This window comes from Psychroflexus salinarum, from assembly GCF_042677225.1.
GTDB classification, from domain to species: domain Bacteria; phylum Bacteroidota; class Bacteroidia; order Flavobacteriales; family Flavobacteriaceae; genus Psychroflexus; species Psychroflexus salinarum.
Genome location: NZ_JBHTIV010000007.1, coordinates 161,823 through 185,608, shown reverse-complemented (window position 1 = coordinate 185,608; position 23,786 = coordinate 161,823). Strand labels below are relative to the sequence as shown.

The following is a 23,786-nucleotide window of genomic DNA, read 5'->3' as shown; positions in this document are numbered from 1 at the left end:
CTCTAATTTTGTATTAGAGCTTTTTTTATACCCAATTATGAAAGATATATCAGATTTGTATTCAAAATTTTTAGAAAGCAGTGGAGTTTGTACTGACACTAGAAAACTGAAAAAAAACTCAATTTATTTTGCCTTAAAAGGTGAAAACTTCGATGGAAATGATTACGCTGATAAAGCCCTTGAAGAAGGAGCATTACTTGCAGTTGTTGATGATGAAAATCAAAAAGGAGATTCTAAAATCATCGTTGAAGATGTTCTGAGAACACTCCAGGAGTTAGCTAATTTCCACAGAAAACAAATCGACATACCAATTATAGCTATAACTGGAAGTAATGGAAAGACCACAACAAAGAAGTTAGTCTTCGAAATCCTTTCAAAAGAATTTAAGGTAAACGCTACACAAGGCAACCTAAACAATCATATCGGTGTTCCTCTCACATTATTGTCTTTCACCGCTGAATTGGATCTTGGTATTATAGAAATGGGTGCAAATCACCAGAAAGAAATTGAATCTTTATGCAACATAGCAGAACCTAACTATGGCTACATCACAAATTTTGGCAAAGCCCATCTAGAAGGCTTTGGTGGAATAGAAGGTGTTATAAAAGGTAAATCTGAATTATATGACTACCTTATTGAAAACGACGGTCTTATTTTCTTCAACAGAGATGATGAAATTCAAGTTGAAAAAGCAATACAGCATAAAAACTACAGTATAGGTGAAAAAGCACTTTCAGACTGCCAAGTTGTTTTATTGGAAGCACAACCATTTGTAAAAGTTGAATACTCCAATATAATCATACAAAGTAAACTGATTGGCAGTTATAATTTCAAAAATATCTCTGCAGCAATTGGTATTGGCCGCTATTTTAGTGTTGAAAAGGACAAAATAAAAGAAGCTATAGAAGCTTTTGAGCCCGAAGAAATGAGATCTCAGATCGTCGAAAAAAACGAGAAAGAAATCTTGCTTGATGCTTATAATGCAAACCCTACGAGTATGAAAGCTGCTTTAGAAAGCTTCAAGCAGATGAGCTCTAACAAACAAACCGTGATTTTGGGAGATATGTTTGAAGTAGGTGAAGATTCTATCAAAGAACATCTTCACATTTTAGACATTTGTCAAGAATTGAAGTTTGAGAACGTTTTGGTTTGTGGAGAGCAGTTTCAAAAAGTGTCTTCAGAATTTGAAAATGTGATCGGTTTCAAAACAACTGGTGAGCTAAAAGATTATATCAAGGAAAATAACTCTAAACTTACTTCTCACATATTAATCAAAGGTTCAAGAGGAATGCAGCTGGAAAGTATTTTGGATGTCCTCTAAAACTAATATAAAAACTCCCAAAGTATCTTTTAAGGAGATTAATACCATTGCAATACCCGCAATTATAGCAGGTATTGCAGAACCACTCATATCTTTAAGCGATATTGCTATTATAGGCAATGTCGAAGAGAATGCCGTTGAAGCTCTTGCTGCTGCAGGAATCGTTGGCTCCTTCCTCTCAGCTATTATCTGGATATTAGCTCAAACGAAGACCGCCATTTCAGCTTTAGTCTCCCAGCATTTAGGCTCAAACAGGTTACATGCTGTCAAAACTCTTGTGCCACAGACGATTTTGCTCAATTTCCTATTGAGTTTACTTATTTATTTTATCACAGCATTTTTTGCTGAATTGATTTTCAGTGCATATAATGCTGAAGGTTTAATTCTAGATTATACTAAAAGTTATTATAGAATAAGAGCTTTAGGATATCCTTTAACGCTAGTCACCTTTGCTATATTTGGCGTGTTCAGGGGTCTTCAAAACACATTATGGGCTATGAAATGCAGTCTCGCTGGCGGAGCTGTGAATATAGGTTTAGATTTTCTACTGGTTTATGGGATTGATGGGTTTATACCTGCCATGCACCTGGAAGGTGCTGCGATTGCAAGCATTATTGCGCAAGGGGTTATGCTAGCGATGGCTCTTTACTATTTTATCAAAAAAACCCCTTTTTATCTTAAACTCAGCTTTAATCTCAATCCAAACCTAAAGCCTCTTATCTCAATGGCTTCCAATTTATTTTTGAGAACTCTCGCACTTAATATTGCTATTTACCTGGCTAACTCTTATGCCACAGACTATGGTAAAAATTATATTGCTGCACAGAGTATATTGATGAATATATGGCTGTTTTTCTCATTCTTTATAGATGGATATGCCAACGCAGGTAATGCTATTGGCGGTAAACTTCTTGGCGCAAAAGCCTATACAAAACTCTGGAACTTAAGTAAAGACATTAGTAAATATGCAGTGATTATAGCACTTATCTTAATGGGAATTTGTGCTATATTCTATAATGAAATCGGCCTTATATTTAATAAAGATGAACAAGTATTAATGCTATTTTCTTCTGTATTCTGGATTGTATTGCTCATGCAACCTGTCAACTCTATTGCATTTATGTTTGACGGAATTTTTAAAGGTCTTGGAGAAGCAAAATACTTAAGGAACGTGTTATTGATCGCAACATTCCTGGGCTTCTGGCCCACTCTCCTCATACTAGATTATATAGGATTAAAACTTTACGCCATTTGGATTGCCTTCTTCGTTTGGATGCTCATAAGAAGTATCGCACTTGTAGTCAAATTTAGAAGCAAATATTTAGCTGCAACATAGGGATTTGGTGCTTTTATTTTAAAAACAGTTTAACACAAACTTATTCCTTAGCTCCTCATATTTCTCCTACATTTAAGGTATGGCAAATTATAGAAAAGGAATCATCTTTAAAACCTACGAAGAAAACACGAGTTTATTTGATAGACTTTTAGATATCTTCATGGAATTGATCACACATACTTCCGGAGATTTTGATGAAGCAATTGATTGGTTAAGAGAACTGGATAAAGCATATGAAATCACCAATGAAGATTACACTATCGATGACTTCATTGAAGATCTTAAAAACAAAGGATATATCCGTGAGGAAATAAAACCCAATGGAAATTCTGGAGTAAAGATTACCAACAAAACTGAACAAGCTATTAGAAAGCATGCTTTAGAACAAATCTTTGGGAAACTTAAAAGAAGTGGGGCCGGGAAACACAAAACCAAGCATACAGGACTTGGTGAAGATAAAACAGGTGATTTGAGAGATTTTCAGTTCGGTGATGGATTTGATCAAGTCTCCATGACCGAAAGCTTCAAGAATGCACAAATCAACCATGGAATCGATGAATTCCAGATGTCAGAAAATGATTTGGTGGTTAATGATACTCATCACCAAACACAGATGAGTACTGTGTTGATGATTGACATCAGTCATAGTATGATTTTGTATGGAGAAGACAGAATTACTCCTGCTAAAAAAGTAGCCATGGCGCTTGCAGAAATGATCACTACAAAATATGCCAAAGACACATTGGACATCATAGTGTTCGGGAATGACTCTTGGCCTGTAAAAATTGGCGATTTGCCTTATTTACAAGTTGGCCCTTATCATACCAATACGGTCGCTGGTTTACAACTAGCCATGAAGATTTTAAGTAGAAAAAGGAACGCGAACAAGCAAATCTTTATGATTACGGACGGAAAACCTAGTTGTTTAAAACTTTCAGACGGAAGTTATTACAAAAACAGTGCTGGGCTTGACGAAACAATTACTAAGAAATGTTACAACATGGCTGCTCAGGCTAGAAAATTGAATATTCCCATTACAACTTTCATGATTGCTTCTGATCCTTACTTACAAAAATTTGTAAGAGAATTTACAAAGTCAAACCAGGGAAGAGCTTACTTCTCCGGACTGAAAGGTCTTGGTGAAATGATATTTGAAGATTACGAAAACAATAAACGAAAAAAATTATAACATGCAATTAACTGCTCTCAAGACACTTGGGGAATTAAAAAATAACAGCTATACATCTCGTTCTATCAAGGATGAATTGAGAAATAATCTCATTTTCAATCTAAAAAATGATAAAGATTCCTTTGAAGGAATTTATGGTTACGAACATACCGTCATACCTCAACTGGAACAAGCAATTTTATCTAAACACAATATAAATCTTCTAGGACTCAGGGGGCAGGCTAAAACCAGAATAGCAAGACAACTCCTGAATTTATTAGATGAATATATTCCAGTGGTAAAAGGCTCCGAAATTAATGATGACCCCTTTCACCCTATTTCTCTTTATGCCAAAGAGCTTATTGAAGAAAAAGGTGATGATACGCCTGTTACCTGGTTACATAGAAGTGAGCGTTTCGCAGAAAAACTAGCCACACCAGATGTTACTGTAGCAGATTTAATTGGTGATATCGATCCTATTAAGGCAGCTAATTTAAAACTGAGTTATGCAGACCAAAGAGTGATTCATTATGGTATGATACCCAGAGCAAACCGTTGCATTTTTGTCATTAATGAATTACCCGATTTACAGGCAAGAATTCAAGTGGCTTTGTTTAATATTTTACAAGAAGGTGATGTCCAGATAAGAGGGTTCAATTTAAGACTGGCTTTAGATTTACAATTTGTTTTTACAGCAAACCCTGAAGACTATACCAATAGAGGAAGTATCGTCACTCCATTAAAAGACAGAATTGGCTCACAAATCTTAACGCATTATCCTAAGGATATTGAAATCGCTAAACAGATTACTAAGCAGGAAGCTAAACTTTCTGAATTTAAAGAAGACCATATTGTTGTGCCAGATTTAGCCAGAACTTTATTAGAGCAAATTTCTATTGAAGCTAGAAAAAGTCATTATGTAGATGCAAAAAGTGGAGTAAGTGCCAGATTAAGCATCACAGCATTCGAAAATCTTATGAGTACAGCAGAACGACGAGCCCTTGTAAATGGTGATGAAAAAACCTGTCTAAGGCTTAGTGATTTCAATGGTATTGTACCTGCTATTACCGGCAAGGTTGAGTTAGTTTATGAAGGTGAGGAAGAAGGAGCTGAATTTGTTGCACAGCAACTTATTGAAGCTGCAATCTTAGAGTTATATCCTAAATTTTTCCCGGAAATAAAAAAATTAGAAAAGCAAGATGAGGTTCAGTCTTATGATGAAATCCTTAAATGGTTTTTAGATAATGATGATATTCAATTTTTTGAAGATGACTCTAATGCTGAATATGAATCGGCACTTTCCAAAATTGAACCTTTGGAAAAAATGCTCGATAAATATGTATCAAACTATGAGCCCGACGAAAAATTCTTTTGGATGGAATTTATCCTTTGGGGCTTATCAGTGCATAAAAAATTAGATAGAAATCAGGTAGATACACAACTCAATTTTGGAGATTCTCTTGGAAATTTCATCAAAGGGCTTTAAATTGTTTTTTCTAAATTATAACTTATGCAAACAACCGTAACAAAACCAGAAAGTAGTAATAGTGAATCATACAGTCCATTTGAGTTAACCGAGTTTCTTCAGGAAAACTGGCTATACATTGCCTTATTCATAATCGCAATAATTTTGGTTGTAAAGTTTTCGAAAAGATCCAAAAAAAGCAAAAAAGAAGAATAAGTAAACTATAAAAGTTGTTGGTATTTTAGATCCATATTCATTTATGTCATTTATATTTTTAATTTAGTCTTAAAGGAATAATTGCTAAAAACATTAAAATATGCAACAGAGTGAATTGCCGAAGCCATCAGGAAGCAACAGTGAATCTTATAAACCCTCAGAATTCTCTGAGTTCTTTCAGGAAAATTGGATTTATCTGGCAATCCTAATCGTTATTATTTATATTGTTGTCATGTATGCCAAAATATTAAAAGATAGAAAGAAGAATAAGGAGGAGGAATAACTATTTACCCTTTAAACTTGAAAAGGCCGCTATAGATTTATAGCGGCCTTTTACTTTCATAATAGATAATATAACCATTAGGCAAGTTATCTTTTTTTGGTAGTTCTTATCCCTAAATAACCTCCAACAGCTAAGCCTAAAGCGATAAGACCATTGATTGGTGCTGCTATTTCGTCATCAACATCCTCTGGAAAACCTATATCACCAAGCCCTTGACCATAACTTGTTGTGGTTACTAGTACTAAAGTGATAATAATAACTAGTGTTATATAATGTGAATTTTGAAGTTTCATAAGCTTATTGTTTTATCAATTTGAAAGTTCTCTCGCCTTGATTGGTTTTTAATTTAACTAGATACACGCCAGCACTTCCGTTGAAATCTGTGATCTCAGTTGTAAGCTGGTTTTCAAGGTTTGTTTTATAAACCTGCTGACCTATCATGTTATAAATCTCAACTTCTGTTTCTTCTCCTAAATTCTCTCCACTTATGCTAAAGCTTCCTTTTGTTGGGTTTGGATATAAGCTGGCATTCACCAAAGTCTCTTCCATTGTTGATAAACTGACTGGCTCAAAAACTAATCTAAATCTATCTGAAGCTTTAGATTCTGGAATTGACTCATCTACAGTGAAAGAATAAGTGTCTTCAGTTTGAGTGACCTCTGTTACTTGATTTAAATACTTGTCTTCGATAAAAACTTGAGTATTTAAGTTATCGGTCAGGTCAAATTTCATCACGTAAGCTTCTCTTCGATATTGATTCATAAATAATTCTAGTCGCTCTTCTTCTTCCGGGAAAGGTCTAAGTTCAATCGAAGAAAAATCACTTCCCACTTTTCTAGCTAAGTTCTCGTCTAAATTACCAAGCTTAGGAGCATCATCTTTTGATGTAGTACTATAAGATTTGTCAAATTTTATTTTCAAACCATCAGATGCAGTATTGCCTTGAGTATAGGAATCAGCATCAAATAATTGAATATTGATATATTCAGATTGAGACAAAGATTTAGTCTCTGTTTGGTCTGGATTAACATTTTTATGCGACTCTTTAAAATCTACTGAAGTTGGGCCAGTATTAGTATCAACTAAAACAAATGCTGCTTGCATTGGCTGTAAAAATTCATTAGCGGTGTTTAAAGGAGAACCTGAAATTCCAGTGTCTGTAAATGAGGTGCTTCCATCTGATAAATCAACTGTGACATAAGCTCCTCTACCGCCAGATCCAGCAAGCGTAGGGTCCCATACATAGTAAAAAGTGTTTCTTATGTTTGATGAATTAGTGGTTAACAAATTCATATCCACCTGTGCATGGTACGGATTAGCTATAAAGTTAAAGCTTCCTGCAACGTCGGATAAATTAGTTTGTGAGTTAGGCCCGGTTGTTAGAACTCCAGTAGCCCTTAAGCGAGTGTCTGTAGGAGTAGAAGAATTAAGAGTTACATCAATACCTCTATCTCCTCTTATAAATAATCGATAGGGTGTTCCTGCCTCCAAAGATTGGGTTGTCGAGGACACAGGAATCCAATCTCTGCCAATATTATCAAAAGTATACAATGATGGATTACCACTTGGAGTCGCATCAAAACCACTGCCTCCTGTTGTTGAACCCGTTATATGAGTACCATAACCAGGGTTGGGGTTTTTATTATCTGTTGGAAAATTGAGCCCCTTATTATTTACACCTTCTTGCCAGTTACTATTGATTGTACCACCTGACACTGAAGAAGAAATAAATCTAAAGGCCCTTCTCGCTGGATAACACTGCTCTACTGTGACATTTCCCGTTATAACTCCATTTACAGCTGCTACCTGAGCGGTTTTTGGAGGCGAATCAAAATTACAGCGCAAGTATAAGTTACCGGCAGTATTTAAAGTCCCTTGATCGACATATAACACGCCAAACAAATCTGAGGCTCCCGTAAAATCAACAGACGTTGGATTGTCTATTCTTAAGTTTTCGTAAGCTCCAGTTCCAGAAAGGCTTTGAGCTGAGGATCCGTTAAGAATAACTTCACCGGTTCCTGTAATTTGACCATCATTTGATAAGTCTTTACTTACGTTTAAATTGAAATTATTCGTGTCTAAGTCTGAACTTGGGTCTATTACCAAACACGTACATGCCGCATCTTCAACTAAACTTGCACCAGTGGCATTAATTATGAGTTTTTTGAACTCGTCAGCCAATGTTGGTTCATTTGATGGACCAGAACCGTTCGTGTAATTTGTTCCATCCCAAATTACAGGTTGAATATTTCTGCGCTCGAAAGTGAAATAATCGCCTTCATTAAAACTTATATTTTCAAAAATCGCACTAGAACAAAATTCAGTAGAAGTTATTCTAGTTGGATTAGTAAAATCAGGATTATCTGCAATTATCAATTCGATTTCTGAACTTCCATTCACATTTCTATCAATATCTTTATAAGATAGTTCTAAATCGATAGTACCCGGAGTTCCTGTTAAACTAACTCTCCAGCTTGCAGCTAACTTTAAATTGTCTTCTGTAGCAGTTGAACAGTCAATTGATGATAAATCCAAAGCAGTTTGATCCTGGACATTACTGGCAATAAACAAAGCATCTCCAGACGCTAATGAACTTGGATTTCTTAACTTGACAACACCAGAACTATAAGTTGTGGCATCTATTCTTGTTGCTGAAGTTTCTCTTACTCCAATTAAATTAAAGTCAAAGTCACCTCCACTATTAGTATCGTATGCGTAAATGTCATTTGAGGCAGGATTTACACCATACTTAGCTAATAAGTGGTTATTAAGTATATCAATTTGATTTGTATTAAGTGAATTGTTATATATAATCAATTCTCCTATGTTACCTCCAAAATAATTTCCTGCATTAACGTTTCCATTTTCAAAAATATTACCATCACCATTTTTGCCTATACTGATATTTCCAGCGTGATCATATAAAAATCCAACTCCAGTCGTTATGCCAACTGAACTCCCATTTAAGAATGTTTCGATAGTACCAGTTGAAGTAGAATTACCAGAGAAAACATTTGTCATTACATAAGTGGAGTTTGGACTTACTGATGCTTTCACAGATTTGAATGCCCAAGGAGATCCAGCACCGTCATCACTCTCATTGTAAGCTCCAAAATAAACTTCTTCATTAAATACATAGATAACGACTCCTCTTGTTGTTTCTCCTTCCTCATATATGACCTGTCTTGCAGTTACATTGCTGCCTGTTTGAAAAACAAGTGAATAAGTTCTGTTAGAATAAGGCTCTCCGCCTTCATTGAGATCAGAATTATTAGCAATTTCAAAACTTTCATTATTTGATCTTTCAAATTGCAACATGTTCTGACCATTAACAAAATCCTTAACCAAACTTGGAGGATTATTCTGTAGTGTGGCATTATTTATATTTACCCCTATGTTTTCCCAGGCAGAAACATTAGCACCATCAACTTGGTCTATTAGATTAGCTTCAAACCTAAATCTTTCTTGTTCTTCTAGATTTAGGCCGGCTACTGTATTTGCAATAACTCGATTTATACTAATTTCAAAAGTAATATAATCACCATCATTTATGCTTAAGCCAGTAAAGCTGGCATCTGAAGCTGTAATCGATGATGCATCTAGAATAACTGGTGTAGAGAAAGTCTGGTCATCATCAATTAAAATCTGTATATCAGTCGTGTTTAAAACATCTGCATCAATAGTCGAAAAATTAATAGTTATATTTGGAGTGACTGTACCATTTTTACTAACTCTCCATGTAGTTTGGAAACGGGAAACATCTTTTCCATTTAAATTACAATTCGACGAACCCAAAGCGGTTTGATCTTCCAAATCAGATCCTAAACTGAAGTAATCTCCATCAGAGAGCGTTGAAGAAGTATTTAAAGAAACTAACCCAGTCCCTCGATTTGTCGATTGATGCTGGTCACTAGCAGTTTGTTGGTTAACACTTACCAAGTTGAAATCATAATCTCCATTTGCAGACAAATCCTGATCGTATATATCGTTGGAGGATAATGCAATATCATATTTTGAAGATAAATAGTTTTCAACAGAAATGCGTTCACTATTATTTAAACTAAAATCATACATGATGAATTCAGCAATAGAACCAATGAAAGGAAAGCTTCCATTTAACGAACCAGCTTCCCCAAAAGTATCGTTACTATCAGCACTACCTATTCCAGCTTTTTTATGATTATACAAAAGCCCAACATCTGTAATTGTACCTGCCAAATCTCCATTTAAGTAACATTCAATAGTTCCAGTAGATGAGTCATTCCCCTTGAATATATAAGTAATTATATATTTTGTATTTACGGCAATTGGTGTAGATAGTGATGAAAAGCCCCATGGAGAACCAGGCCCATCATCATCATTTAAATTCCAAGCACCATAATATAAGTCTCCTTGGAAGATGTACATATTGAGACCTCTTGTACCACCTCCTTCTTCAAATATTATTTGTCTTGTAGAAATATCCGCTCCAGTTTTTAAGACAGCCGTAAAAGTTCTTTGGGAATAAGGTCCACCATTGTTTAGGTCTAAATTATCTGCAATAGAGAATCCCGTATTTGCAGCATCAAATTCAACTCCACCGAAACCGTTTGAAAAATTAGAATTATAAGTAGGTGGAGTGTTTTCAGGAGAAGCATTATTAGCATTGCCTCCGAGATTTTCCCAGACACTTACAGCTGTACCATCGGCTTGATCAATTTGGTCTGCGATAAACCAGAATCGGTTAGAATTAGAATCTCCAACTCCACCAGGACCGTTTTGAGAAAAAAGACTTAATGAGAATAGAAAGAAAGTTACTAATAATGTAATTTTGTTCATAATACTAGATTTTAGGCAAATCTAGTATTGAAGAACAAAATTTCTTGTAGAATTAGTTCGAAATTTATTCGGTTAGAAAAGAATTAAGTATTGGGACTCATTGTTTTACAACCTCACCATGCTTCATCACAAAAATTACGTTCTCCAGAGTTGAGATCTCATTTAAAGGATTGTTTTCAACGGCAATGATATCTGACTTTTTGCCCTTTTCTATGGAACCGTATAAATTCTCCACTCCCAGCAATTTAGCGGAAACCACTGTAGCAGACTGGATAGCTTCCATAGCAGGCATACCCACCTCAACCATGTAACCAAATTCTTTAGCGTTTTCTCCGTGCTTAAACACGCCAGCATCGGTTCCAAAGGCAATGTTTACTCCTTTTTTATACGCTTTTTCAAAAGTACTTTGAAGTTTTGGCCCTATTGCCTTAGCCTTAGGCACCACAAGATCTGGATAATATCCTTCGATTTTTGCCATCTCAGCAACGCTTTTACCAGCCGTAATGGTTGGAACTAAATAGGTATCGTATTCTTTCATCAGTTCCATAGTTTCTTCAGACATTAAAGTCCCGTGTTCTATGGTTTTAATACCAGCTTTTATAGCTCTCTGCATACCTTCATCACCATGAGCATGAGCTGCAGTTAACATCCCGTAATCATTTGCTGTTTTAACAATAGCTTTTATCTCGTCTTCAAAAAACTGAGGGTTAGAACCACTTTTGGCAACACTCAACACTCCACCAGTTGCAGTAATTTTGATAACATCAGATCCGTTTTTATAGCGTTGCCTTACAGCCTCCCGAGCTTCTGAAGCACCATTAATAACTCCTTCAGAAGGCCCCGGACTTCCCATCAGTGTTGCCTTATATCCATTGGTAGGATCTGCATGACCACCAGTCGTAGCGATTGATTTCCCTGCGGAATAGACTGTTGGCCCAACAACCAGGCCTTTATTTATTGCATTTCTTAAGCTCGTGTTCACACCAGTTCCTCCAAGATCTCTTACAGAGGTAAAACCAGCCATCAGAGTTGTTTTGGCATGAACCTGTGCTTCATAAGCCACATCTGCTTCATTGAGCTTAAACGGTTTTATGTAATTATCTTTTGATGTTTCTGACTCTAAATGAACATGCATATCAAATAAACCAGGAAGAACTGTTGAATTTCTTAAGTCTATTAATTCTGAACCCTCTGGAATTTCAGTAAAACCATTTTTAATATCTTTTATAAGATCATCTTCAACAATTATGGTTTTTTCTGACAATACTTTTCCTTTTTCAACATCTACTAAATTCCCGCAGTAGATAAAAGTTTGTTGAGCTGACAGTAAAAAACTAACGAATAGAAGACTAAATGTGAGTATCGATTTCATGTGATTTGATTTTGAATAAAAATAAAAAAAATATTCAGTTTAAAATCATTGCCGTGAACAAGTTTAAATACTATCCACAATTCAAATCGTTTAGACCTAAACTAAACTTAGGTTTGTGCTAAATCCTGCAAAGATTTTACTTTGCCTAAATCTGCTTTAACTTTTTTATGTGTTTACAGTTAATTTTTTTGCAGATATAATAAGTTCGGTCTCTTTAAGAACTTTTTCATAATCCTCAACCGTTTTACATATTGGTCACTAAGACTCTAACTGGTGTATTTTAAAATATAATCAACTGCAGATATAGCCAATACATTACTGAAAAATAAAAACCGCTTTCAGTGGTAATGAAAGCGGTTTCCAGTATTAAAAAAGTAAAAATTACTTCACGATAAAACGCTTAGTATGCTCTTGGTTACCCTGAGTTTTGAACTGAATTAAGTAACTGCCAGTTTTCATAGCTGAAACCCTGACACCATCTTTGATAAGTTTTGGATTGACAGTCTTTACTTTACGACCAAGCATATTATAAATAGTGATACTTTGGAAAGTAAAAGAAGAATGATAATCCACAAATAACTTGTCACTCACAGGATTAGGAAAAATAGAAAGTTTGATATCTTGTATTTGTTCATTAGACAGAGTTTCACAGGGAGCACCCCAGTCCGGATAGTTTTCTGGAGGAAGAGAGGATCCGAACGCGAAATTTGTTGGAAAATCAGGAATTTGCTCCACACACCAGCCAGATAAATCCTGATTGAAGTTAGTAGCATTATTGAACATTCTATCCATACTTGTTACGTTAGACACATTCCAAGTAGAAATGTCCTGGTTAAATGATGAAGTGGCGGAAAACATATAATTCATTTTAGTCACACCAGAAGTATTCCAGTTATGAAGCGGCTGATTGAATGATGAAGCACCATAAAATATAAAGCTCATGTCAGACACACTTGAAATGTCCCAGTCATTAAGTGGCTGATTGAATGAAGAGGCTCTGTAAAACATAGAGTTCATATCAATTACCCCTGACACATCCCAAGACGAAATATCTTGATTAAATGACGAAGCGTCCCCAAACATCGATTTCATATCTGTAACCTTGGATACATCCCATGCTGAGATATCTTGATTAAATGAGGAAGCAATGGAAAACATACCACTCATAGAAGTAACGCTTGATACATCCCAGGTCGAGATATCCTGGTTGAAATTACTTTTTTGAGAAAATAAATTACTCATATCGGTAATACCACTAGTACAGGTTAATGCTATTTCGGGATTTTGCGGATTATAGTCTAGATAGGCCGAAAGCAAATTTATAGTTCGCTTAGTGAACGTTTTTTCAACACCATCGATAATTAAAGTTCCTGTTTCATCAAAATCTGCATCTGGACACATACAGGTCTTTCCATTAGGCGCTAAATAAAAATTAGGATTGCTCTGAGCCAAAACATTTAATTGTACAGTGCAAATGAAAATTAGCAATAAAGCTTTAAAGTAGTTTTTCTTCATAATAGATTTTTAAAAAAGTTAACGAACATAATGAAAAAATAAATACGGAATTTTAAGTTGACAGGCCTCAAAATTGAATATTAAGGTGGATTTGATAACTTTTCATGTTTCTATAACAATATAATATTGAACTATATTTTTTTACATAAAACATTAAAGAACAACTATTTAAAATCGATTAAACTTATAAAATAGAGATTATATTTCTTACTATAAATACCTGATAATAGATAAATATGAATTTAAAATAATGGTTAAGAAAATATTTCAAAACGACACAACATGACGTGCCGTACACGAATATGAATTTTTTGATTGAAGAAAATAGAAAAGGAAACGATAGCTTTATATTTCAAAATAAAGCCATCCCTTATTTTGGTAAGGCTATGATATAATAAAAGCAACGATTTAAACTGCCTTTGTATCCTTAAAACCATACACCTAATTCAACTCCTAAGGCCAATAAAAGATAGTTTTTATTTCGATTGGTTTTAATATTTCAGAGTTCTGAGGATTATTGAAGGGTGGTAATTCAGGCTAAAAATAATTTTAAATATGTGGTCCTGGTTAAATCGTTTAGACATAAAAAAAGGCTACTTCTAAGTAGCCTTTTAAAGTAGATTTGAAAATGATTATGAAAAATCTTCCATAGTCTTCACGTGATCAAGTGCTGCCTGAACACTTTTTCTGTGCTTTTCTAATACTGATTTTGTGGAAGCAGGTAGATCTGTTTCTTTAAGTATTTCGTTATAATCTTCAAGAGCCTTTTTTTCACCACGTATAGCTTCTTCCAGAATAGCCTGATCGCTATTGCTTGAAAAAGTGGATTTTAAATTCATCCACACACGGTGAGCGTCACCTTTTAAACTTGTTCCCTTATCAGGTTTTTCACCAAAAGATTTTATCTCTTCTTTGATCTCATGACCAAAGTCATATCTATCTGTTGCTCTCTCTTTGAAGAAATTCTTAAGATTTCTATTTTTGACATTATCCTTTGCTGCTACATATCCAGCTTCTGCATCATAATTTTTCTCTAACAAATCATTAAGTAGATTTGATACTTTTTCTGTATACTTCATCGTATTTATTTTTTTGTTATTAACCTTAATATAAGACATCCCTCAAAAACATTTTAACACTTAACATTATTTAACCACTGGATTAACAGTACTTAAGAGGTTCAAGATGAGTATAAACTACTGAACTAATTATTCTTTTAAGTTCCTTATCCCCAAATATCCTCCAATCAAAAAACCTAAGGCAATAAATCCATTGATTGGAGCTGTTGGTTCATCATTGACCTCAGGTTCGAAACCAACATCCTCGAATTGGGCATAATTAAGTCTGGGTGTTAATAAAAGTATTATGACTGACACTAAAGCTATAGAGCGTGAAAAATTGAATTTCATATATTTATTCTTTAACCAATTTGAGAGTTGTTTTCCCTTTATTTGTTTCTATTTTGATTAGATAAATTCCTGTATTAGAATTAAAGTCATTAATCTCTATCGTAGACTGACCTTTAAAATCCCTTTTATAAACTTGCTGACCAAGTATATTATAAATTTCTACACCTGCTCCCTGAGCCAGGTCCTGACCGCTTATTTTAAAGCTGCCTTTAGTTGGGTTAGGATAAACATTTAAGCGTATTAATTCTTCATCTACAGCAGATAGGCTAATAGGATCAAGCACTAAACTAAACCGATTTGAAGCTAAAGATTTTGGAACGGATTGATCAATCATAAATTTATAGGTATCGTTAGCCTTTGTGATCTCAAATATCTCATTCAAGTACTTGTCTTCTATAAACAATTTAGTGTTTAAGTTGCTTGTCAAATCAAACTTCAACACATAAGATTCCTTTGTATATTGATTGATGAATAGTTGCAACTTCTCCTCACCCACAGGAAAAGGTCGTCTTTCAATAGCTGAATACTCATTACCTTCTACTCTCACTAAATTCTCGTCAAGGTTGCCAAGTTTTGGAGAGTCATCTTTAGCAGTAACACTATAAGAATCATTAAAATTGATACGAAGCCCATCTGACGGTGTATTCCCTTCAGCATAAGAATCGGCATCAAACAACTGAATGTTTATATATTCTATTTGAGATAGCGATTTTGTTTCTGTCTGAGCTGGACTTACATTTTTAAAAGATTCTTGAAAATTAATTGATGCTCCTCCTTCAGCTACAGTTCTGACAAAAGCTGCCTGCATAGGCTGTAAGTATTGATTTGCAGAAGTTGGCTCATCAGGTTCATTTGGATCGATAGAACTATTACCACTTGGTAAATCGATGGTCACATAAGCCCCTCTACCCGTTGAACCGCCTAAAGTGGGATCCCAGATATAATATTCTGTAGCTGAAAGGTTTGTAGAATTCGTTAATACGAGATGCATATCGACTTGAGCCTGGTAAGGATTACCTATAATGCTAAGTTTATCTGCAACTTCTGATAAATTTGATTGTAAATTACTTCCTATTAACAACTCACCAGTTGTTCTTAAACGAGTATCAGTAGGAGGTGATTCATTATTAGTTACATCTATGCTTCTGTCACCTCTTATCATCAAACGGTAAGGAACTCCCGCCCCTAAAGTTTGTGGTTCTGTTTCGGCTACAGGATTCCATTGCCTGTTTATATTTTCAAATTGAAACAAAGAAGGGTTGCCTGAGGGCGTGTAGTCAAAACCATTATTAAGGGAATTATCGGTTTCACTTGCCTTGCTACCAGTTATATGAGTCCCGTATCCAGGATTTGGGTCGGCTAAATAATTGCTAGCACCTTCCTGCCAGTTTGCCCGAATGGATGATGAAGTATTCACTGAAGAGGAAATCAATCTAAAGGCTCTTCTTGCCGGATAGCACTGCTCTACTACGACATCTCCAGTAATGCTTCCGTTAACAAGTTCAGCAACCTGAGCAGTTTTTGGAGGTGTTCCAAAATCACAAAGCAGCTTTAAATTTCCATTAGATTGAATAGTACCAGAACTCACTTCTACCAAGTCTGTAACATTGAGTTCACTACTTAGGTTTGGTCCACCTGCTCCTGAATTCTTAACGTAACTAACTGTATGATCAATAAAAGCATCAGAAGCTACAGACTGACTTCCTGCTCCGGTAAATTCTATAACTGCTGCACTTGCATCGATGATTCCGTTTGTTTTGGTAAGGTTACCACCAATCTTTAAAGTTTGTGTGCCAAGTGGTACATTACCTTCAGTTAGATTGAGGTTTCCTTTAACTTCAAATCCGTCAACAATAGTAAAGTCTGCATTTGCTACATTGAGTGTTAAGTTACCCTGGTGAACATCATTCAGAAAAAGTCCAGATCCTATTGTAGTTGTAGTAGGACCGCCAGCCAGCTCAATTGTGCCGCTTCCTCCCAGACGTCCGTTGGTTCTATTTAATAAGCTGCTTAAGATTAAATCTGCTCCGGAAGCCACTTCAAAACCACCATTAGTTAGATTCAAATCACTCACCTCCAGACTGGCAATAGTTGATGTTACCGCATCTGTATTGTCAACGGTTACAGTTCCTAGAGACAGACTTGATAGCAACCCTGACTCAATATTCTGAGTACTGCCTAAAAAATTGAGGCCAACAGGTTCCAAATTCAGTCCTGTAGATTGATTGACCAGTAAATCACCATAGATGTCTAGAGTAGCTGGCAAGCCCGTAGTTCCAGTTGAGGATAAATCTAAAGTATGATAACCACCAATTTCCGTTATAGTCTGGTCAGTTCCAGCATACCGAATCGTATTTGGCTGGGTGATCGCATCTACACTTGCTCCTGTATTAAGTGAGAAACTATTAAGAATTTCTATTTCAGCATCAGATAAAACATCAAGGTTGGCGTTGTCTGAAACGACTAAATTATAAAAAGCAGCCGTACCAGAAATTGTTGCTGTGGATGCAGTTGCATCATCCAGCAAATGCACTGTACTTTCACCTGGATTTATCGATCCGTTTGCGGAAATAGTACTAAAATTGATTCCACCACCACCTTCATTAGGTCCACCATAAAGATAAATATTTGGAGCTCCATTTATATTTAATACACCTGTATTGGCGATCTCGACAGTTCGCATTCTTACTTGACCAATGGTAACTTCTGTGGATGATGGCTGAGAATATCCACTTGCCGTATTTATGGTTGGTGCAACGTCATAAACATTACTACCAGGAATTGTAACGTTTGCTGTTTCATCCGGCACACGACCTCCGTTCCAGTTGGACAAAACATTCCAGTTGGTGCCAGAAGATGTATTATCAACAGCACCAAGCCATACATAATCTCCTTCGCTTTCTTTTTCTGAAAGCATCCAGTACTTAGTGAAAGTAGTATCACCATTTTCAGCAAGATAGAAGACAGAATGATTACTCAATTCCACATAGTTATCAGTACTGTTGAAACTCGTTCTCCCATGCTCGTGAGGGGTAACCCCATTATACGGTAAATGGTGATCCCAGGTGATGAGATCTGCTTCTGGATTTGCATTTAACTCCCCATCCTGGTAAGCGAAACGCACGGTAAATCTAGACTGAGGTGAACCACCTTCTCGTCGTATTTGATATAGTCGCTTTACTGTATTACGATTGGCTGTAGTCCCGTTGATCTCTACAGTCCCACTATTATCGATATGCTCACCATAATCACCTCTGGACACAAGCATGGTTACAGCCGTTGGAATAGCACTGCCCCCTACAGAACTGAAGGAGAGTCTGGTGTTATTATGTCCAAAATCGTAAGTTGTGTTTTGTACAAGACTTGTACGCCTTATTTTACCAGTCACATCCCCAATACCTACTGTTGAAGCTGAAGCACCCATGGTCAAAATATAGGAATTAAAATCATTGAACGGCTGAGTGCTGTCTTTGTAATTAGCACTGTCGTATGGAGTTTGAGCATAGCCTGTATAATCTCTCACCAGTTCCAGCAACCCATTAGTCGCATTTGGATTGTCTACTGCTAAATCGAGTATTCCATTAATTGTAAAATCACGGTCTGCAACAACACCATTTGGATTTGAGATGGTAAAATCTTGAATGATGTCTGTAGTTGGCACTTCTTTGGCCATAGTCACTGCACTGGTATGATTACTATAAAGTAAATTTACACTGCTGTTTCCAAAACTAGGCGGATTCTGAAGTTCCCCACCACTGCGTTCAATCAAGGAACCATCAGTAACAGAAAGGCTGTAAATATCATCTTTTAATTCACCTTCAAGCAGTCGCAGTGTACCATCAACAGTTTGATTTCTACTTAATTTCACACCCGTCGCAGAAGAATTATTTACGGTAAAGTTTATATTACTTGTTCTGTTTTGGATGCCAGTAAAGCTTTCTCCACTAAGACTAGCTGAACCAAAAACTGTATTTTGAGCCATGCTACCATTATAAGAAACTGTAATTTCATTGGTCGATCCGCTTTGAACAAAAAATCGTTTCCTGGCTAATTCAGACACCTGTGAAGAAATGCTCAAATGCTGAGGACCTGTTCCCCTCATATATAAACCTGAGTTATTTAAGCCTTGATTGTTACTTTCATTTAAAGTAAGGCCGCCATTAATAAAGGCATCTCCATAAATATCAAAAAATATGGCGGATTTATTTCCTCCACTGGAATATATCAGCCGACCTCCGTTGATAACAAATTTTTCCATAATATCGACAGTTAGCGTCGGATTATTTCCAAAATCAGCCAAAAACCGCCCTCCTGTATTCAGGATAAATCCGTTAGTTCTTGCTACAAAGTTTGAATTAGAATTTGTGTTTACATTAACAGTGAAGTCTCCGTTAATAGTTATGTCAGCATTTAGCTGAAAAAATCCATCTCCAGTTGTAGTATAAGTAACATCACTGCCGCTTACAATCGTAATGTCGCCCTCCTGACCCTGTGAAGGAGGTGACACAGCAGCAACCCAGCTGGATCCGTTATATGTTTCCCAGGTGGAAGCAGAAGCAAAATTTTGATTACTTCCTGTTACTGACCTATAATCACCTGCTTGCTGGGCATAACCATTAAAACCCATTAAAAAGATAAGTGAAATTAATGTGAAGGCCTTCACGTGTATTTGCATAATTTGGAGTAAATGTTTTTTCATAGACTATTATTTAGGTAAACTTTTTAATCGCGCTATAAGCAACTTAATTGCAAAAATAACAAAATATAAATACATAATTCACTGAGAGTCAACAATTATTATAAATATTGCCTATTTATTGGGTATTGATTGAACCTTAGTTTTACAATAAAACAATGCTTATAATTGAAGTTACAGTGACTAGGTACAGTAATTAATAAGGATTCATCAAAGACTCACTAGAAGTCATCTTCACCATTTAGTAAAATAAAGTACATTAAATATTAAAATAATGTACTTTATTTATTTAATTAATGTACATTACTTGCATTAAACCTCAAGAGCTTTTTATATTTACCTCAACACTAAATGAGGAGTTTCTCAGGTGAATTAATAACTAAGTGCTTATGAATGATTTTATAACCTGTACCATCTCCAAACGAGGGAATGGAGTGAAAGCTGATCCTTCTGCAAACTACCATTTAAAGGCAGTTTACAACAGATCGATAGGAATGGATGAACTGGCAAGTCGCATCAGTAATAAATGCACCCTAAATACCTCTGATGTGATAGGATGCTTAAATGCGCTTAATGAGGAAATCCTCTTTCAGTTGAAAGATGGAAATAAAGTTGACTTAGGCTGGCTGGGGTCATTGAAAATAGGCCTTGAAGCCAAAGCCCATTCTTCTCCAATCGACTGTAAAGTAAGCGACATCAAACGCGTAAAAATCAATTACCAGCCCAACAAAGATTTGAAGCGAGAACTCAAGCATACGACAAATTTCAGAATTGACCCCAAAGCTAAATTGAAGTATACAAACTCATGAATTTAAACGAGGTGTTTACAATTAGGAATCAAATTGCTGACTATAGATAAGTAGTCAGGTCATAGACACATTAAAACGGTATCATTACTACCTTTCCTTAACGTGTCTTCAATGCTTAAATTACGTAAGGACTGTTTTTAAATCAATTATCTTATACACATCTCATTTTCGCTTCTTTTTTTCAGCTGCTAAAATGTTCTGAATTCCTTTGGCTATAGCATCCGGATTAAAGGAGATACTGTTTATTCCCTGCTCTACGAGGAATTGGGTGAATTCAGGAATATCACTTGGTGCCTGTCCGCACAAGCCAATTTTTTTACCCTTCTTTTTGGCTTTTTCAATTGCCATACTTATCATTTGTTTGGATGAAGGATTTGTTTCATCAAACAAATCACTTACCAATGCTGAATCGCGATCCAGTCCTAAAGTAAGCTGGGTGAGGTCGTTGGAACCTATAGAAAACCCATCGAATATTTCAGCGAATTCTTCGGCCTGAAGTACATTGGAAGGAATTTCACTCATGACATAGATCTCTAAACCATTCCATCCCTGTTTCAAGCCAAAATCACCCATGAGATTAAGTACTTTTTCTCCTTCCTCTACAGTTCGGCAAAAGGGAATCATAAGCTTTACATTGGTAAATCCCATTTCATCCCTTACGATTTTCATAGCCTCACATTCCATTTCAAAACCATCTTTATACTTTTCACTATAGTATCTGGAAGCTCCCCTAAAACCCAGCATGGGGTTTTCCTCATCTGGTTCAAATTCTTTTCCGCCTATTAAATTTGCATACTCATTGGATTTAAAATCGCTCATTCTTACAATGACCTCACGGGGATGAAAAGCAGCTGCGATAGTCGCAACCCCTTCTGCTAATTTTTCAACAAAAAAAAGATGCTTTTCTTTGTAAGAAGCCGTTAATTCTGAAATTTTCTTTTTTGCTTCTTTGTCTTTTAGTTCATCATAATAGCGTAGTGCAAGCGGATGGATTTGGATAACATTGTTGATAACGAACTCCAGGCGCATTAATCCCACACCTTTTACGGGATAGTTGCTGTAACTGTATGCCAGATCCGGGTCGGCTAATATTAACATCACTTCAGTCTGTGGCTCTTCCTGTTTATCTAAATCTATTTCTTTCTCCTCCCATTCCAGAAAGCCTTCATAGATTTTTCCAATATTGCCCTCGGCACAAGACACGGTAATTTCCTGTCCGTCCTTTATCACTTCGGTTGCGTTTTCAGTACCTACTACCGCCACAGCACCCATTTCTCGGGCTACAATAGCAGCATGGCTTGTGCGACCCCCACTATTTGTGACAATAGCAGATGCTTTCTTCATCACATTGTCCCAATCTGGATTCGTAATTCCAGTTACCAGAACATCGCCCTTTTGCAGTTTGTCAGATTCGGCAGGAGAGTTCAGTATGCGACTTTTTCCTTTGGCAATCTTTTCCCCAATCCCGGTACCTTTGGTGATTACCTTACCTCCCTTTTTTAAACGGTATTCTACAATCTTGGATTTGTCTTTTCCAGAATGTACTGTTTCCGGCCTGGCCTGAACAATATATATCTCTCCGCTTTCACCATCTTTAGCCCATTCGATATCCATCGCCCGTTTATAATAATCTTCGATGTCTAAAGACCAAACCGCTAATTGTATGATTTCATCATCTGTAAGTACAAATTGTTTTTGTTTTGCGGCCTTTGTTTTCTTATTTGTTGTAGTGCTGTCATTTTCTCCACTGCTGGACGTATAAACCATTGTTTTTTCCTTGCTGCCCAGTTTTTTAGAAATAATAGAACGCATCCCTTTTTTTAATGATGGCTTAAACACATAGAATTCATCAGCGTTTACTGCGCCCTGAACTACATTGTCTCCAAGTCCCCAGGAGCCAGTGAGAAAAAGTACTTTTTCATAGCCGCTATCGGGTAAAATAGTAAACCCTACACCAGCTGAGGCTTTATCTGAACGTACCATTTTTTGGACCCCGGCAGAAAGGGCAACTTTCATGTGTTCAAATCCGTTGTGTTCCCTGTATCGTATTGCCCTGTCTGTAAAAAGGGAGGCAAAACATTTCTTACAGGATTTCAGTGTGTTTTCGGGCCCCTGAATATTAAGAAAAGAATCATGCTGACCTGCAAAAGAAGCTTCGGGAAGATCTTCAGCAGTAGCACTGCTTCGCACAGCCACACTAGATAAAACGTCTTCTTTTTCCTTTAGCTGTGAGTAAGCATCCTTGATTTCTTGAGCAAAGTCATCGGGAAATTCGCCATTTAAGATTAATTCCCGCGCTTTTTTGCCTGTCTCTCTTAGGTTTCCAAACTCTTTTGTATCGAGTTTTTGGAGCAAATTGGTAAGTTTTTCTTTAAGCCCGTTGTGTTCCAGGTAATCCCAATATGCCTGAGCTGTAGTTGCAAATCCTGCAGGAATTCGAATTCCTTTAGGCCCAAGTTGACTTATCATTTCCCCCAGAGAAGCATTTTTCCCACCCACGTCAGCGATATCCTCTTTACTCAAATCGCTAAAAAATCGAATATAATTACTCATTTCTTAAAATGTTTAAATGTTAATCATGGTTGTAATAAGTATCCGTTGACTTAAAGAACCCATAATTTAAAGCTATTTTAATAAAATCAACGCCTGTAATGTGTTAAATATAAATTGCTTACACTTTCAACAGAAGTGAAATGACCTGATTTTATAAAAAATGAAAATCCGTTATGAAGTATTTCTAGATATTTTCCTGAAGGAAGTTTATTCTCTTCATCATTTGATACGGATTTGAAAAACACTATTTTTATATGTTTCGATTCATAAAGGGATAAGTTTTAAATTTAAAGAGTTGTATGCTATGGTTTATATAAAATTATTGACCAGATATATAAGAGATGCTGTTTATGGAGCAAATGATGGAATTATAACAACGTTTGCCATAGTTGCCAGTGTAGAAGGCGCAAATTTGGGGAATACGGCCATTTTGGTTGTAGGTTTTGCATCCTTATTTGCAGATGGATTTTCAATGGCTTCTTCAGATTTTCTGGCTAACAAAGCTGAAGTGGCCAGGAAAAAGAATAAAGACCTTGAGGAGCAGGAAAAACATGATCCTAAAATTGCAGCCTTATTTACTTTTTTGGCTTTTGTAATTGTTGGGATTATACCGCTTGTCCCCTACTTTTTTATAGCTATCACCTCAGACTCATTTGTCTTCTCGGGTATAGCAACCAGTCTGGCATTATTCGGAGTTGGAGCTTTGAGAACCAAACTCACCGGAGGCAATCCTTATCTGGCGGGAGGTGAGATGTTACTCATTGGCGGCTCTGCTGCGGCTGTTGCTTTTTTTATTGGAGGCTTAATAGAGCATTGGCAGTAAAT

16 protein-coding genes are annotated in these 23,786 nt (G+C 36.1%); 8 read left to right on the top strand and 8 right to left on the bottom strand.

Annotated features, from left to right (window positions below; genetic code table 11):
- Window positions 1-37: 37 nt before the first annotated feature.
- The 6 genes from ACFQ0R_RS07665 to ACFQ0R_RS07640 all read left to right on the top strand — a co-directional run bounded on the left by ACFQ0R_RS07665 (window position 38) and on the right by ACFQ0R_RS07640 (window position 5,789).
- The gene (locus tag ACFQ0R_RS07665) at window positions 38-1,321 is read left to right on the top strand and encodes a UDP-N-acetylmuramoyl-tripeptide--D-alanyl-D-alanine ligase (protein ID WP_379657792.1); all 1,284 of its coding nucleotides are present in this window, start codon (window positions 38-40) and stop codon (window positions 1,319-1,321) included.
- The gene (locus ACFQ0R_RS07660) at window positions 1,311-2,657 is read left to right on the top strand and encodes an MATE family efflux transporter (RefSeq protein WP_379657791.1); all 1,347 of its coding nucleotides are present in this window, start codon (window positions 1,311-1,313) and stop codon (window positions 2,655-2,657) included. Before ACFQ0R_RS07665 ends, ACFQ0R_RS07660 begins: the two co-directional genes overlap by 11 nt.
- A 79-nt stretch (window positions 2,658-2,736) precedes the next feature.
- Entirely contained in the window at window positions 2,737-3,846 is a 1,110-nt protein-coding gene (locus ACFQ0R_RS07655; protein ID WP_379657790.1) for a vWA domain-containing protein, read from the top strand.
- 1 nt (window position 3,847) lies between these two features.
- Complete coding sequence (locus ACFQ0R_RS07650; RefSeq protein ID WP_379657789.1) at window positions 3,848-5,311, top strand: magnesium chelatase; 1,464 nt, start codon at window positions 3,848-3,850, stop codon at window positions 5,309-5,311.
- A 24-nt stretch (window positions 5,312-5,335) separates the two neighbouring features.
- Window positions 5,336-5,506, top strand: a complete 171-nt coding sequence (locus ACFQ0R_RS07645; protein WP_379657788.1) for a hypothetical protein — start codon at window positions 5,336-5,338, stop codon at window positions 5,504-5,506.
- A 100-nt stretch (window positions 5,507-5,606) separates the two neighbouring features.
- On the top strand, window positions 5,607-5,789 hold the full coding sequence (locus ACFQ0R_RS07640; protein WP_379657787.1) for a hypothetical protein: 183 nt from the start codon (window positions 5,607-5,609) through the stop codon (window positions 5,787-5,789).
- Window positions 5,790-5,875: 86 nt separating this feature from the next.
- Here the strand turns inward: ACFQ0R_RS07640 and ACFQ0R_RS07635 are convergent, their stop codons facing one another.
- From ACFQ0R_RS07635 to ACFQ0R_RS07605, 7 genes are all read right to left on the bottom strand, one after another.
- Window positions 5,876-6,082 (bottom strand): hypothetical protein, encoded by a 207-nt coding sequence (locus ACFQ0R_RS07635; RefSeq protein ID WP_379657786.1) that lies wholly within the window; start codon window positions 6,080-6,082, stop codon window positions 5,876-5,878.
- 4 nt (window positions 6,083-6,086) lie between these two features.
- Window positions 6,087-10,607, bottom strand: a complete 4,521-nt coding sequence (locus tag ACFQ0R_RS07630) for a T9SS type A sorting domain-containing protein (RefSeq protein WP_379657785.1) — start codon at window positions 10,605-10,607, stop codon at window positions 6,087-6,089.
- 97 nt (window positions 10,608-10,704) lie between these two features.
- A complete protein-coding gene (locus ACFQ0R_RS07625; protein ID WP_379657784.1) occupies window positions 10,705-11,979 on the bottom strand; it encodes a metal-dependent hydrolase family protein in 1,275 nt (424 codons plus the stop codon).
- Between the two features lie 381 nt (window positions 11,980-12,360).
- Window positions 12,361-13,494: a BspA family leucine-rich repeat surface protein gene (locus ACFQ0R_RS07620; RefSeq protein ID WP_379657783.1), complete on the bottom strand. Its 1,134-nt coding sequence runs from the start codon at window positions 13,492-13,494 to the stop codon at window positions 12,361-12,363.
- A gap of 632 nt (window positions 13,495-14,126) precedes the next feature.
- Complete coding sequence (locus tag ACFQ0R_RS07615) at window positions 14,127-14,573, bottom strand: ferritin-like domain-containing protein (protein ID WP_379657782.1); 447 nt, start codon at window positions 14,571-14,573, stop codon at window positions 14,127-14,129.
- A 129-nt stretch (window positions 14,574-14,702) separates the two neighbouring features.
- Entirely contained in the window at window positions 14,703-14,903 is a 201-nt protein-coding gene (locus ACFQ0R_RS07610) for a hypothetical protein (protein ID WP_379657781.1), read from the bottom strand.
- Between the two features lie 4 nt (window positions 14,904-14,907).
- Window positions 14,908-19,602: a T9SS type A sorting domain-containing protein gene (locus tag ACFQ0R_RS07605; RefSeq protein ID WP_379657780.1), complete on the bottom strand. Its 4,695-nt coding sequence runs from the start codon at window positions 19,600-19,602 to the stop codon at window positions 14,908-14,910.
- Window positions 19,603-19,988: 386 nt separating this feature from the next.
- Here ACFQ0R_RS07605 and ACFQ0R_RS07600 point away from each other — a divergent pair, with 386 nt between their 5' ends.
- Window positions 19,989-20,408 (top strand): HU family DNA-binding protein, encoded by a 420-nt coding sequence (locus tag ACFQ0R_RS07600; RefSeq protein ID WP_379657779.1) that lies wholly within the window; start codon window positions 19,989-19,991, stop codon window positions 20,406-20,408.
- Between the two features lie 162 nt (window positions 20,409-20,570).
- On the opposite strand, the gene ppsA is transcribed toward ACFQ0R_RS07600, so the two are convergent.
- Complete coding sequence (gene ppsA, locus ACFQ0R_RS07595; RefSeq protein ID WP_379657778.1) at window positions 20,571-22,961, bottom strand: phosphoenolpyruvate synthase; 2,391 nt, start codon at window positions 22,959-22,961, stop codon at window positions 20,571-20,573.
- Window positions 22,962-23,283: 322 nt separating this feature from the next.
- On the opposite strand from ppsA, the gene ACFQ0R_RS07590 reads away from it, so the two are divergent.
- Window positions 23,284-23,784, top strand: a complete 501-nt coding sequence (locus tag ACFQ0R_RS07590; RefSeq protein WP_379657777.1) for a VIT1/CCC1 transporter family protein — start codon at window positions 23,284-23,286, stop codon at window positions 23,782-23,784.
- Window positions 23,785-23,786: the final 2 nt, after the last annotated feature.

What these genes read in the sequence shown, in the direction of transcription:
- ACFQ0R_RS07600 (WP_379657779.1), top strand. Translation starts at nt 19,989, where the DNA reads ATGAATGATTTTATAACCTGTACCATCTCCAAACGAGGGAATGGAGTG.
- ACFQ0R_RS07625 (WP_379657784.1), bottom strand. Translation starts at nt 11,979, where the DNA reads ATGAAATCGATACTCACATTTAGTCTTCTATTCGTTAGTTTTTTACTG.
- ACFQ0R_RS07610 (WP_379657781.1), bottom strand. Translation starts at nt 14,903, where the DNA reads ATGAAATTCAATTTTTCACGCTCTATAGCTTTAGTGTCAGTCATAATA.
- ACFQ0R_RS07635 (WP_379657786.1), bottom strand. Translation starts at nt 6,082, where the DNA reads ATGAAACTTCAAAATTCACATTATATAACACTAGTTATTATTATCACT.
- ACFQ0R_RS07615 (WP_379657782.1), bottom strand. Translation starts at nt 14,573, where the DNA reads ATGAAGTATACAGAAAAAGTATCAAATCTACTTAATGATTTGTTAGAG.
- ACFQ0R_RS07655 (WP_379657790.1), top strand. Translation starts at nt 2,737, where the DNA reads ATGGCAAATTATAGAAAAGGAATCATCTTTAAAACCTACGAAGAAAAC.
- ACFQ0R_RS07665 (WP_379657792.1), top strand. Translation starts at nt 38, where the DNA reads ATGAAAGATATATCAGATTTGTATTCAAAATTTTTAGAAAGCAGTGGA.
- ACFQ0R_RS07605 (WP_379657780.1), bottom strand. Translation starts at nt 19,602, where the DNA reads ATGAAAAAACATTTACTCCAAATTATGCAAATACACGTGAAGGCCTTC.
- ACFQ0R_RS07630 (WP_379657785.1), bottom strand. Translation starts at nt 10,607, where the DNA reads ATGAACAAAATTACATTATTAGTAACTTTCTTTCTATTCTCATTAAGT.
- ACFQ0R_RS07650 (WP_379657789.1), top strand. Translation starts at nt 3,848, where the DNA reads ATGCAATTAACTGCTCTCAAGACACTTGGGGAATTAAAAAATAACAGC.
- ACFQ0R_RS07645 (WP_379657788.1), top strand. Translation starts at nt 5,336, where the DNA reads ATGCAAACAACCGTAACAAAACCAGAAAGTAGTAATAGTGAATCATAC.
- ACFQ0R_RS07620 (WP_379657783.1), bottom strand. Translation starts at nt 13,494, where the DNA reads ATGAAGAAAAACTACTTTAAAGCTTTATTGCTAATTTTCATTTGCACT.
- ppsA (WP_379657778.1), bottom strand. Translation starts at nt 22,961, where the DNA reads ATGAGTAATTATATTCGATTTTTTAGCGATTTGAGTAAAGAGGATATC.
- ACFQ0R_RS07640 (WP_379657787.1), top strand. Translation starts at nt 5,607, where the DNA reads ATGCAACAGAGTGAATTGCCGAAGCCATCAGGAAGCAACAGTGAATCT.
- ACFQ0R_RS07660 (WP_379657791.1), top strand. Translation starts at nt 1,311, where the DNA reads ATGTCCTCTAAAACTAATATAAAAACTCCCAAAGTATCTTTTAAGGAG.